This window comes from Novipirellula artificiosorum (genome assembly GCF_007860135.1).
In the GTDB taxonomy this organism is placed as follows: domain Bacteria; phylum Planctomycetota; class Planctomycetia; order Pirellulales; family Pirellulaceae; genus Novipirellula_A; species Novipirellula_A artificiosorum.
The window spans coordinates 532,185-545,241 of sequence record NZ_SJPV01000004.1 but is presented as its reverse complement, the minus strand read 5'-3'; the positions used below and the strand labels follow the sequence as shown (position 1 = coordinate 545,241).

The following is a 13,057-nucleotide window of genomic DNA, read 5'->3' as shown; positions in this document are numbered from 1 at the left end:
AATCCTTACAGAATATCTTCAAAATTCCGTCAGTCGCCGTCTTAGCGGAACGACTAATCCTTCCCGCTCGACTCTTCGCGAAGACGTTTGCGATCCATTAAGCGTCTGATCACCTCCGTTTTGTTGGGACTGCCGCCTGCCGTTTCACCAAACCACGGAAAAATACGGATTACTTCACCCGAGCGGTGATCCAGCAAATCAAAATCCATGTTGAACGTTGCCCACCCCTTGCTCTTGGCATTCATCTCAAGTGCCGCGCGCAGTTGGTTGTTCGGGCCGTTGTAGTTCACAAAGGGTTTGTTCGGATCGTCACCGTAAATCTGATTACCCTCCCATGAGAGCAGGATGTCGCCAACCTCGATGCCCACATAATCTGCGGGGCTGTACGGTGCTACTTTAATGACTTGCAGTCCGCTGGAGTAGTACGCGGGAACTTGGCTCTTATCGGCGGGCCCGAGCGACACGCCAATTTGAAAGGGATCGATGAACTCAGGGTCGGGAGTCGATTGCTCAGGGCGCCGGTATCCAGGCACGGACGTCCCCCAATGTTGATAGTAATGCAATTCAGATATCGGAAGAACTTTGGGAGGCGTGAGCGAAGGGATGCTGAAAAAAAGGCGATCAGAGATGTCAAGCGGTGCGTCCGCAGCACCGTCGCCAGGATTCGGCACCGCGATCCGCACGTAGTGATTCGCTTTAGGCCGCGTGATTGCCTTCAGGTTGACGCCGGGCTTCAATGCTTCGTCACTGTCAAAGCAGATTTGCATTCGATGCCCTCGCACAACCACCGGTTCGTTGCCAATCAACGTGTGGACCGAACCATCAGGCCACTTGGGCTGCACAAAGCTTACGCGTTCGAGGCGAATCCCTGAGACTTTTCCGAATTGAAAGGTAGCAGGCAATGTAGCCGGGACTTTTTTGCTGGTAGTGCTCCGGTACAGGAACTCGATATCCACAACCTGTCCATGTTGATAGGTTCGCTGAGCAGGCACCAGTCGAACACCCGCCTGCAATCCATTGCGGTCAGGTTTTCCCCAGTGTGTCGCCGCAGGCTTGTTGGAATCGGTTTCAATGAATTGCCGCCGAACGGTGAGCAGGTACGGTGATTCTGAGTTGCCGATGCTCGGCACAAGCATGCGGATCAGCGAAGTTGTGAACCACTGGTCGATGTCGTTTTTAATCGAATGAATCAACTCAAATCGAACGTCCGCGGGCAACCGATGCGTTGCGGCAGTGGCCTGCAGACGTTGAAAAGTTGAGTCATACATGCCCCCTTCATCGCGGGTGGATAGCGACAGCGAGATAGCTGCGAGGACTTCATCGATTGTCAGAGGAGGCAGTTCAAGGCCGTGAATAAGGGCTCGATGGGAAGTGCTCTCAAAGTCGTCGTGATTCTGCCAGGTTGCATTGAAGGATTCAATCACAGACGCAAGCGGAATCGTTTCAATGCCACCCTCCCGTGTTACGCTTACGGTTCTCATCGATTCTGGCGGACTGATCGCTGTTTGACGAATGGAAATGGGCCTGGAGAGTCCATCCGTCTCCAGATTCACTTCCCAGGTATGAGTGCTTCCATTCTCATGTCGACGACGCTTGAGCCCGCCGGTGAGTTGCCAACCTGCGGGCATAAGTCGTTCTCGGGTGTCGAGCATCATCCGCGATGCTTCCGCGAGTTCGTCCGATAGTTCGCCGTTTCCCAATCTCCACAGCAGACACGCTATGATCTCATCTTGTGTGAGAGGCTGCTGCGGCCTGCCTCTTCCGTCTTTTGAATACATGTTGTTGAATTCAATGACTGCAGCTGACAAACTTTGCCGTGGCGTTAATTGTTCCGCAGCATGATCGTTGCTTTCTGCGTAAGTGACTTTCGCGATGTTGGTCGCGCCTCGTTTGACGATCACAGTTCCATCGGCAATGTCGTAAGTCAATTGCGGTCCGTCGATTTCGAGCGTGTACTGTCCCGCATGTAAGCGTGTTGTTGCTCCGTCGCGACTCACCAACAGCCGCTTCACGATGTCTTCGTTGTGCTTGATCCTGATGGGAACATTGTCGGCGTCCGATTCGATCGTCAGCGTGCCTTTGTTGAGCTCCAACACGATCAACACACCCGCGAAGATCAGCGAGAAGGCGCAGGCTGCGGCGGCGATGAACTTCTTCAACGGCGGGCGATTGCCTTGTTTGGCTGACAGCGTGGCAACGGATTCCGGAAGCGGAAATGTTGTTGGTTGCTGGACGTGAGCGAGGCAGTCTTCGAGTAGCTCGGCAACAGCTTCCGCGGATTGTGGCCGCTGGTCCGGTGATTTGGCGTGGAGCCGATTCACCACGCATTCAAACCATTCGGGAACTTTTGGTTCGATCTCGCGCATGCATCGCGCCGGTTCGTTGACGATACGTTTCAGGACATCGAAGCTACCCTCTCCTCGAAATGGCGGGCGTCCGGTGGCCATCACGTAGAGCACGCTGCCGAGACTGAACAGATCGCTACGCGCGTCGAGCGGTTTCGCCTCCGCCTGTTCCGGTGACATATACTGCGGTGTTCCCGCGATCACACCGGTGCGAGTGACTGAGGCGTCGTCGGCTGCACGAGCAAGGCCAAAGTCCGTGATCGTGACACGTTCAACGCCGTGCTCCAACAGGATGTTGGCCGGTTTGATGTCGCGATGTACGAGCCCCTGGGCATGAGCCGCTGCAAGTCCGGCCGCGATCTGCACTCCGACACGTAGTGTTTGTTCGATACTCAGCGGGCCTTCGCGGTCAATGCGTTTCTGTAACGAAACACCACCCACGTACGGCATTGTCAGGAATGGCAGTCCATGCCATTCGTCGACACGATGAATCGCGATCACATTGTCGTGCCGCACGGCCGCGGCTGCTTGAGCTTCGCGAGCGAATCGCTTTCGAGCCGATCCATTCGTCGCCAAACGCGGAGCCAAGATCTTGATTGCCACGTACCGATTGAGTGATCGCTCAAACCCCTTCAGGACGATTCCCATACCGCCATGGCCGATGATGCCCACGATTTCATATCCGGCAAACCGCCCAAGCATCGCCGGATCATCAGTCGGATCAAGCCAGCCGGAGATTTCCCGCGACAGTAGATCTTTCGTTGGCGAATCGACGTGATCGTCAGCGTCTGACGGAAACAGTGAACTGGCTGACGCCAAACTCGATAACCCGTCGAACTCGTCCAGCGAAAGCAACGACTGAGCTTCATCCCACGACGTTTCGGGTACCGCCGCAAGCTGAATTCGCTCGGCACAAGTTCTGCAACCGGACAGGTGAGCTTCCACGTCCGCGGCTTCATCTTGGGAAAGAGTACCACGCAGCAGCGCATCCAGCTTTGCAATATCGCATCGATTGAGTGGTTGGCCGTTCATAAACAATCCTCCGCATTAAATAGGTCACTGTCGCGAGCAAGTTCCTGCAGCTTCCGCATGATCCGACTGCGCGCCGCGTAAACACTTCCGACTGAGATTTGAAGTTGTTCCGCCGCGTCGGGAACCGAGACCTCACCAAGCGTGGTCAGCCAGAAGGCTCGCCATGTCGGTTGAGTAAATTCGTGTCGCACCTGCTCTGCCGCCCACCGCAAACGACTGCGATGATGTTCCTGACGAATGATGCGATCGATTTCATCATCAGATGCTTCGGGCGACAGCAACTGCTTTGGGAGTCCGCCTTTGCCAATCACCCCGTTGGCTTCGCTGAGTTTCCGACTGCGAAGCATGCTGATCAGAGCATTTCGAGCAATCCGATTGAGCCATCCTCGAAAGCCACCCTGGTGCGGGTCTTTTTCCCAATCCGGGATCGCGCCAGCAACTGAGATCATCACGCGTTGAGCCAGATCCTCGGCGTCGCTGTCCTGCAACCCAGCGCGGCGACCGATGCGGTACACCATTGGGCGGTAGATTGCGACAAACCGATCCCACGCCGCCCGATCGTCCGTATCTCGCACGCTCAGCAGCAGGCTATCGCTGGTTTCCGGTGATCGTGTCATAACTGCCATTATCCCTCTTACAAAGGATTACGCAGCCCGCGCCCGAAATTTGACACGACTGGAAGAAATTTTGTGACCTTTTAGGGACCACTCTGCTACGCTCCATCAAGATGCAGACAATCGCCGGCGTGATATTCAAACTCAATCGGTATCAATGGAATCGTGCCCATTCGATTCGGGCAAAGTACCGTCTTGCGAAATAGATTGCTGCGACTGAAATCAACGCGAAAGCGCAACCGGAAAGCACGACCGTGATCCCCGATAGTAGTGGCGATGCCATGCGGTCAATCACGGCGACCTGCATCACCATCATGGAACACGGCATGTAGCAGACAAAGGCTAGGATCGCGATTCCAATGACGCTACGAATCGCCACGATCCAAAGAATGACCGCGTAAACGGCCAGTGTGATGCTGGCAACCGCGACGACGCCGTGCAAGAAACGCAGCCCGATTCCTTCCCAGTGCCAAGGGCCAAAGAGGCTGGTGGCAACAATGCAGGCCAATAGCAAGGGCGCCAAAGCAACGAGATCTGCAGTGATGCCTCGCATCAGTCGATTGACATGCCCCATTCGATCTGGCGGCCGCGTCGTTGTGGCGGCAAAGTACGGCATTTCCTTCCACCACTTCACTCCCGTCAGGTACACACATAAGAAAAATGCACCGAGGCAAGTCATCGCCGCGGTTCGCCCAAGGTCTTCGTAGCCGAGCGCTCGTAGCGGTATCGCCAACAGCGTCACGGCCAGTGCTGCTTTGGCAACAATCGGCAACTTCATGCCCACTGCCATTTGAGGGTTGCCAGACAATGCCGATGAAGAAGTGTCAGCCTGTGCGGCACTAAGTGCCTGAAGATCGTGGAACGACAAGACAGCGGGCAGGCCGAGTTCGATTCGCGTTGCCAGTCGCGATTCGAGATTGCAGTAGGCGAGCCAGCCCAGCCGCGCCGCGATCACAAGACACAACAACGGAATCACGACCTGGTCTGACATCAGATAGTTTTCCACCCACATGGGACGAGAGAAGCTCGATGCAAGGAGAAGAAACGGAAATAAACTGACGGGTAACGCTACCAGTAGATTCACAAACCAAGTCTTCGCAGTGACGTTGCCTTTGCGAAGGACTCGGGTTCCAGACCAAACATTCAGGCTAGCAACGCAGAGCATCAACGACGATGCCGTCAATGCATTCGCACCGAGACTGACCAGCCCGGCAGTCGCCAAACTAATCAGCGTTGTGATCAACAGGCAGGCAACAAGATAGTGAGGCGCACGATACAGCGGAACCAAATAGGACGATGGCAGTGAAAGTTGGCCAGCGAGATGCATCGTCGGGAATCCTGCAATCGCGACGGCGAGCAGTGCAAAGAACAGAACCACGTGCCGGGCGGGACGATACTTCGAGGGTTCGACGTCAATCCCTGCGACTAGCGATCGCATGTCAGCCAACGCATCGGCATCGTCCCAGGAAACACCGTAGTTGATTCGCTGTAACGTCTTGGATTGCCGCAATTTGCCCACGCTGTCTTGAAGCCCTCGATAGGAACGCAAATCGGGCAACGAGAGAGTTCGCAAGTGCGGAAGCCTGGCAAACTCGTCCAGACCATGCTTATGCAACAGCATCGGGTATCCGATTCCAAGCGTGTGCAAGTTCGGTAACTCTGCCAACGGCCTCAGCGATTCGACACGATTGACCACACCCAGTTGAAGCACTTCAAGTTCGGAGAGGTTGCTCAGCGGCTGAAAGTCCAGCGATTCATAACCAAGGTCTGCAAAAATCGACAATCGCTTCAACGTCTTGAACTTGGCAATGCGATTGATGGTCGCTTGATCAACCGCATGACCTGCCTTCATCGCCACAACATTTTTCAGGTTTTCTACGGGTTCGAGAGCGGCATGGATCAACGCCTGTTCTTCTGGACCGATATGAAGCATCTCGCTACGAGGATGCGGAAACACCTTGCGCGTGGCGAGTCCGAAGAGTTGTCCATAGTCGAGCTCAACAGGTCTTGCGGGATCACCCGCGAGCACGCTTTCCAGTTGCTCAAAGGAACTGATCACCTTGCCCGAAAGAACTTCGTTGTCGACGCTCCGAACCTTGTCATCGATCAAGTTGTAAAGCACGACCGAACAAAGGACCGCAGCCACGGCAAATAGCCACGACAAAGGTCGCTTTAAGTAGGTTATGAAAACCCAATAGCTACGCGTCCACATGATGCAGCTCCAGGAAAATTTCTTCCAAGTTCAGTTCTTCGACTTCGACGGATGCGTCATAACGAGCGCAAACAGCATCGATGTCAGCTTTCTCCGTTCCCGCCACTGCTGCCACCGCCATCGAACCATCAACCTGAACATGCAGTGCCCCAGGAATCGAAAGGGTTGTCGGGAAATCCTGATTCGATCGGAATCGCAGACGCCGAATGCGTTCCTTCGTTACGTCCAGTTCGTCGAACCACTGTATCTTGCCTTCATGCAGAAACGCGACGTGCGAGGCAACCCGTTCGACATCCGATGTGATATGCGTCGAAAAGACGATCGTCCGACTTTCATTGCGTGCGATTTCGAGCAGCGATTTCAGAAAAGCACGTCGTGCCAGCGGATCGAGGCTGCTGACCGGTTCGTCGAGAATCAGCAAATCGGGTTCGTTGCCCAAAGCTGTTAGAATAGCAACCTTTTGCTGCTCGCCGGGCGAGAGTTTTCCGAAGGGTTTTGACAACGGGACAATCCATTGCTTCGCAAGTTCGGCACACAGCGCATCATTCCAGTGCGGGTACATCGCTCCCACGTATTTCAACAGGTCTGCTCCGTTCATCCACGGGTAGAACTGTGGTCGTTGATCGACGTAACCGATGCGTGCCTTTGTATTGGCAGACAAATCCCAGGCGTCCTCGTCGTCGATCGTCACGCGGCCGGAATCCGCTTTCAACAATCCCAGCAAGCATTGAATCAGCGTGGTCTTTCCAGAGCCATTGGTTCCCAGCAATCCCACCACGGTGCCAGACGGAATGCACCAATCAACATCCTGAAGGACCGGGTGCTTCGCAAACGACTTGCAGAGTTTTGATATTTCGATGCGGACGTCTGGCTTATTCATTGCGATTCTCTCGTAAGATGGATTCCACGACGGCGACGATTTGCCGATCGGTAAGTCTCAATTGCAATCCACGCAACACGGCCTGCTCGATCAGCGTCCGAAGTTCTGCTTGCCGATCCTTGACGGTCGCCGAATTTGGAACGGATTGTTCAGCGACCGCCATTCCCACGCCCCGCATGCGGATCAGGACGCCGTCAACCTCCAGTCGAGCGTAAGCTTTGCTGACCGTCATCATGTTGACTTCCAGCGACTCAGCCAGTTTTCGAATGCTTGGCAGCCCATCACCAGGCTTCAGCCGTCCACTGACCACGAGCGCGTTGACCTGGTCAATGATCTGCCGGTAAATCGGCACACCAGACGACGGTGAGACGGAAAATGAAAGTTCGCTCGACTGCATATGTGCATTACTCTAGCAATGCACCTGTCGCGTGTCAAGAGTTCCGCAAGCCCAAGAAACCAACAGCCTCGTCATCGACGGTCCTTGATTCGCCCTATCGCCGTCTCCTGTTTGACCGTCCGGATTGCTTTCGGTAGCGCGGGGAATGGACAGTGCGCAGGCGAACCAAGTCGAGCCGTTTGCCTTCGTTCGGGACCTCCTCGCGCAGCTCTCCGGCACACGGCCGGACGATCTGTCGGAATTGCCGCCCGATTCATGGCCTCGCTCACGCTGCCGCTGCTCGCATTGAACATTAAACTTTGCTACGGTCGAGTATTATGACTTGCGCGTCACGGTTACCATCGTTCTGAAACGGTTTTGTTCGAGGACCATGGCACGTGCTAGTCATAATCATCCATACGTGCGGATCTATTTCCCATTTGGAATCGTCTATTCATATGGCTGCCAGACTCGACAAAATCGCGATTCTTGCAATTCTTGGCATCGCTGTAGGATGTAGTCCCGGTGCGAAAGATTCCATGCGTCCTGCAACCAGCAATGGCGGAGAATCGCCCGAAATAACTTCTTCCATGCCGGTGGGTGAATCTGGTTCTGTGGTCGGCCCCGAAAACGCTGACTCAGCACTCGACGCATTTCAGGTACAAGCATTCAACTCGCTGCCAGAGGATTTGTCCTCAGACCGTCAGGCGTTCGCCGTGCGTGCTATCAAGGATCGAGAGCACTTGCATGCTCGCCGACTGACCTGTCAAGCATGTTTTCAGAGAATCGACGGCACCTTAAGGCAAGATGAACGGCAATCGCTGATCTTGTTCGGGACAATCGACGATCTGCGTGGACAAGCTGGTAACTGCTGGGAGATCATGTCTTTCGGCACCTTCGGAAATTCAATCGAAGGGTATATTGACGTCGATACTGGTCGACTTCTGGTATTGTGGATTGTCCCCGAAGGCTGATCGATGCATCACGGACGGCGAACCAAGCAACGTTTCCTGCGATCAATGTCAACTGCCGCCTAACGGCCTAACGGGGTTAGCAATCGTTCGGCGGCAAGGAGAAATGCCCAATGAGAATTCTATTTGCGTCCATCCTCACTTGTTCAGCGGTGGCGATGGTAAATGCCGATGTTTCCACTGTCCAATTCGACAAAACAACGCAGAGGGAGCGGGCCGGCGATCGCTTCGTGGTTTCCGTCGTCGAGAAATACGGGAATACGATAATCACCGTCTCCATCGCAAAGCGAATCGACGAGCGATTTGTAGGTGCGAACCTGCACGTCTACGATCAGCGTATTCAAAGGGATACCAAACGAAAGCAGATCGGTCGCATTCCAGTTGCGGCGACAGCCGGAAGTCATGGCGAGGATCAACAGGTCTCGCTTTACATGTCACGCGAGCTGGCGACAAAATGTCGATTGGGAATCTCCATAGGCGATGAATCACCGGACGCCAAACAGTCCAAAACCTACTACCTGATCGATGTTGGTTCATACTTTCCCGACCATTAACCCGTGACGGGTGCCGAACAACCGACGATGGCGATTGTTTCCCAAGGGTAGAATGGAATCGTTGCAGTCATGAGCCATGAATCCGTTTTCCACTCGCCGTCGAGTATGCCGACATGCCGGCCTTTCGTCACAAATACATTTTTCCGGTACTTCTCGGCATCGCTGTCGGATGTCAACCCGGTCCGACAGATTCCATGCGTGGTGGGACCAGCAATGGTGGAGAATCGTCTGAATCGATTTCAGCATCGGATTCCTCGGCTGAGGATCCGTTCTACGCTCACTCGCATCCCTGGGTATCCCGGTCAACCGCCGCAGACGCAGACAACGTGGTGATTGAACAGAGACAACTGCCGCTTGCTCAGGAGCCGCACAACGTACAGATCACTCGCTTTGTCGAGCATCTCGCGTCGAAAGGGTTTCAGCTACAGTATGATGTCGAACGGCGGGAATGGCGCACGACGGAACCGATCGCGGGGGAGTACCTCATTCGATTTAACATTGGTGCTTTTCCGCCGGATAGTACGCTGCAAGAGATGCAACTGTCCCTATTAGCGATCAATCTCGCGTTTGGTCTGAATCCCGATGCCCACCTTGCGATGTCGGATCCGGGGCTCGCCCGATTGGCACCCAGCGTCAATGATCGTCGTGACCTTCTGGACGCACTGGACAGTAAGAAGTTTCAGCACGCTCGGGATACACTGAAACGCGAGTTCCTCAAGTACCGTCTTTCGTCAGGAAAATAATGGCACGAACTCTTGTCATTTCCGTGACTGTCGTCGCATGGTTCACACTGTGTGGTTGCACCGATTCGACACGCATCGCAGAACGTGACGCATCAAAATCCGAAATCACGACGCCGAGCAGTGAATTTCAATCCACCTCTTCTGTGTCCGGAAACGCTTTTGGCGGTGCGTCTGCCGATCCTCTTTGGGAGCTTCTGGCGGCTGATGCAGTGGCGCAGATCACGGTAGAGACAGTCGTCGGCAAAGGGCCGTTCACCAATGCCAATCCGCCCAAACTGCAAATCACCGTAGGCGAGATTGTTCGTGGCGAATTCGCTGAACGTCGGATTGAAGCATTCTGGTTGCCACCACCCCACTACATCGACACCGGCGGGGAAGACAATCCGGACTTGATCGCGTGGAAGCAAACCGCCTTCCCACCACCAAAGCTTGGGACTCAGTGGATCGCGACTTGCTATGGCCCCGATTCGTCACAACGTCCCGACGAGGTTCCGAGCATTGGCCACCGATTTCCCTATACCGCCGAGGAGCTAGCATGGACCAGGAATTACATTGAACAGCAGATTGCCGCGCGAAATCAGCGTGAACAGGAAAAACAACGGGAGCGAGAGCAAATCCGCAAAGCAGACCTGGAAGTCGAGAAGAAGGCCATCGTCAAGCAACTCTATGATGACGCATCCGATATTGTCATTGCAAAGCGGGTTTCGGCAGGCGTTGACTACATGAGCTTCATGATTGAACGCCGTATTAAGGACTCGCGAGACGTGCCGAAGGACAAAGAGAATTTTCTTGAAGTAGCCAGCTCCAAGAACGATGAGGCAATGATTACCGCGCGATTGACTCTCGAATACGCCACCGATCTTGATCGCATGCTCCTCTTTCTGCGAGTTATCCCATCCACACGCGATCACCCGCCCAGGTATCTTGACAACGTTGATCGGCGACTGTTTGCATTCGTCGACCCCGACAACGGCGTCCTCGCAGCTACGGACGAACGCCTGAACGAATTGAAGTCCATCGAAAACAGCAAGTGATGGGAGATGAGAATACGCTTACCTGCTTCCTCCGATATTAGACTGGCGTCCATGACCATTCCATTTACCGTTGTCACCGCGCCTGCTGCCGTCCCTATGGCAAACACAACCGAATGACTGAACGATTGACCGCTATTGCTCAATGTGCGACCCCTTTTCTGCATTGGCCGGAATACGTACCACACGAAACCCGATGATTCGGCTACTGTCGTCCGGTCGCCAACTCGCGCGGGCTCCGGCCAGACAACCCGGAAAACTTTCCGAACAGTCTGCGAAACAATCGTCGCCCCGAACGATTCGGCTCTCACCGGATTCAGGTCCCGTTGGGTCGGCTATGAATTGCAACGGAGGCGGCCCGTGCCAGTCGGAGCACCACTCGGCGACATTGCCCAACATATCGTAGAGCCCCCACGCGTTCGGTTTCTTCTTGCCGACGTGGCGGTGCCCTGAGCCGCCTTCGCCGCCTTCTTCAGTGGTCTGAAAGGTCCAGGCAATGTCCTTGAGATCGCCGTAACGCGTTGTGGTGGTTCCGGCTCGACACGAGTATTCCCACTCGGCTTCGGTTGGCAATCGATAGTTATTCGCCACATCCATGTTCGATAGCCGCGCGCAAAACTCCGTTGCTTCGAACCACGTAATCTGCTCAACCGGGTGTTGTGAGATGTCGTCCGACTGCAAACTGACATTCCAAAATGCCGGACGTTGTCCCATCACTTTCTCATACTGCAATTGCGTGACTTCCGTTTCCTGCATCCAAAACCCGGTTGAGATAAGCACGTCTTGCTGTGGTACGAAACGTTCGCCATACTCCCTTCGTGCATCTTCGGACGCACCCATTTTGAATTCACCAGCCGGGCACCAACGGTATGCAAACTTTGCGTCCGCGACAACCATCTCGACACGCTCTCCATCCAGCCGCACGCTGTAGTCGTCAAGAACTTTGGCCGTTCCTGCAGAGGCGACCGTCACCTTCAACGGACTCACTGAAACCCAGCGTTCCAGTGTGTGAGAAATATCATTTTGCTCGGAAGTCGATTCCTGACCAGGATTTACTTTGTTCGACACCCTTTCTGCGTTCTTCGCGTCTTGCAGTTCGAGTTCACCTTCTTGATTTGGCACGAAATGCGTTAGTAAATTGCCGGAACACAGGTCAATCAGTTTCACCTGCTGCTCGGATATATCCAGCAGATTGCGTAAGCATGTAGAACGTAGCTTGAGCACACCCTCGGTAATGAACACGCCATCGTGCGCGGGAACAAAAGCCACCAGCGCGTGCGGTACTTGCTGATCGTACAGTCGTAAAACTCCATCGCGTTTAAAGAAGGTAAGTCCGTTCCGACTCCCGATTCGCAGATTATCGGCGACATCGGCAGGCACTTTCCGCGACTCGTTGATCTTCGTTGCGTCGCTACCATCGAACGCAGTGAGCTGAACTCGGCCCGTTTGCAGTGATCCATACCACTCACCCGGCACACTTCGCGGTACGACTTGTCCATTCTCGTAGAAGTCAGGTAGAGCAATCTCGATTTTGCTATGTTCAACAAGATCGTTCCAATAGCTTTCGGATTGAAGTCCGGGAGTAAAGTCAACCGCGACGGAGTATCTGCCCGGCGGTACAGTTGCACGCTCAAAAACAGTGTGAATGCTATTTCCCCATCGAGTATTTCTATCCGGACTGTAGACCGCCAATTCACACTCTCGATCAAGCACGCATTGTTCGCCCGGCGCGAGGATCGTTCGCCGCACGATGCTGCAAGCCTGATAGAAGCGATGTCCGATTGCAGTCGATAGAAAAGGCCCCGTTTCAATCGCGATCCTTTTGTCGTCGACGCTGTACAGCTTCGGAATGGCTGTTGATGCCGTCTCTGAAAACCAAACCGGCTCTTCACTAACGTTTTTGACAACGAGTGCGCCATTGACGAACATCGAGTCATCGGATCGTCCGACGATGTCGCTCATCAAGAATGCAGCTTTCAGTCCGTCAACATTAGGCCCCCAGGCACCTTCTTCCACAATCAATGACTGGGCGATGGCAGGCGGATGAAGGTATCGAATGTCTCCGACGACTTCCTCTGTGATTGCTGTTTCTTCACTGCTCTCTTGAATGACTAGTTCGGGCATAGACGAGGCTTCGGTCTGCGGTGGATCCGCTGCAGACTGCGCCAGCGACCAATAAGGCAACGCGATGATGGCAAGGATGGCCATTGCCAATGCGCCTTTCCAGGACAGCTTGCCGGAGACATTGGGTGACAAAATCATTTTCAATCTCCGTTCAAAGGAAGCTTTAGTGTATCAG

General features: G+C 54.3%; 10 protein-coding genes. 4 read left to right on the top strand and 6 right to left on the bottom strand.

Annotated features, from left to right (window positions below):
- Nucleotides 1-53 precede the first annotated feature (53 nt).
- The 5 genes from Poly41_RS14575 to Poly41_RS14555 all read right to left on the bottom strand — a co-directional run bounded on the left by Poly41_RS14575 (nucleotide 54) and on the right by Poly41_RS14555 (nucleotide 7,480).
- Entirely contained in the window at nucleotides 54-3,377 is a 3,324-nt protein-coding gene (locus Poly41_RS14575; protein ID WP_146527174.1) for a protein kinase domain-containing protein, read from the bottom strand.
- Nucleotides 3,374-3,994 carry an RNA polymerase sigma factor gene (locus tag Poly41_RS14570; protein ID WP_197231339.1) on the bottom strand — a complete coding sequence of 207 codons (621 nt, stop codon included), beginning with the start codon at nucleotides 3,992-3,994 and terminating at the stop codon, nucleotides 3,374-3,376. The genes Poly41_RS14575 and Poly41_RS14570 overlap by 4 nt, the downstream gene beginning before the upstream one ends.
- Before the next feature lie 151 nt (nucleotides 3,995-4,145).
- A complete protein-coding gene (locus tag Poly41_RS14565) occupies nucleotides 4,146-6,203 on the bottom strand; it encodes a hypothetical protein (protein ID WP_146527021.1) in 2,058 nt (685 codons plus the stop codon).
- Nucleotides 6,190-7,083 (bottom strand): ABC transporter ATP-binding protein, encoded by an 894-nt coding sequence (locus Poly41_RS14560; RefSeq protein ID WP_146527019.1) that lies wholly within the window; start codon nucleotides 7,081-7,083, stop codon nucleotides 6,190-6,192. The genes Poly41_RS14565 and Poly41_RS14560 overlap by 14 nt, the downstream gene beginning before the upstream one ends.
- Nucleotides 7,076-7,480 carry a GntR family transcriptional regulator gene (locus tag Poly41_RS14555; RefSeq protein WP_146527018.1) on the bottom strand — a complete coding sequence of 135 codons (405 nt, stop codon included), beginning with the start codon at nucleotides 7,478-7,480 and terminating at the stop codon, nucleotides 7,076-7,078. Before Poly41_RS14555 ends, Poly41_RS14560 begins: the two co-directional genes overlap by 8 nt.
- A gap of 377 nt (nucleotides 7,481-7,857) precedes the next feature.
- Here Poly41_RS14555 and Poly41_RS14550 point away from each other — a divergent pair, with 377 nt between their 5' ends.
- From Poly41_RS14550 to Poly41_RS14535, 4 genes are all read left to right on the top strand, one after another.
- Nucleotides 7,858-8,433, top strand: coding sequence for a hypothetical protein (locus tag Poly41_RS14550; RefSeq protein WP_146527016.1), 576 nt, complete (start codon nucleotides 7,858-7,860; stop codon nucleotides 8,431-8,433).
- A gap of 110 nt (nucleotides 8,434-8,543) precedes the next feature.
- Entirely contained in the window at nucleotides 8,544-8,984 is a 441-nt protein-coding gene (locus tag Poly41_RS14545) for a hypothetical protein (protein WP_146527014.1), read from the top strand.
- Between the two features lie 113 nt (nucleotides 8,985-9,097).
- Nucleotides 9,098-9,727: a hypothetical protein gene (locus Poly41_RS14540; RefSeq protein ID WP_146527012.1), complete on the top strand. Its 630-nt coding sequence runs from the start codon at nucleotides 9,098-9,100 to the stop codon at nucleotides 9,725-9,727.
- Complete coding sequence (locus Poly41_RS14535) at nucleotides 9,727-10,761, top strand: hypothetical protein (protein WP_146527011.1); 1,035 nt, start codon at nucleotides 9,727-9,729, stop codon at nucleotides 10,759-10,761. The genes Poly41_RS14540 and Poly41_RS14535 overlap by 1 nt, the downstream gene beginning before the upstream one ends.
- A 132-nt stretch (nucleotides 10,762-10,893) precedes the next feature.
- On the opposite strand, the gene Poly41_RS34920 is transcribed toward Poly41_RS14535, so the two are convergent.
- On the bottom strand, nucleotides 10,894-13,020 hold the full coding sequence (locus Poly41_RS34920) for a formylglycine-generating enzyme family protein (protein ID WP_146527009.1): 2,127 nt from the start codon (nucleotides 13,018-13,020) through the stop codon (nucleotides 10,894-10,896).
- Between the last annotated feature and the right edge of the window lie 37 nt (nucleotides 13,021-13,057).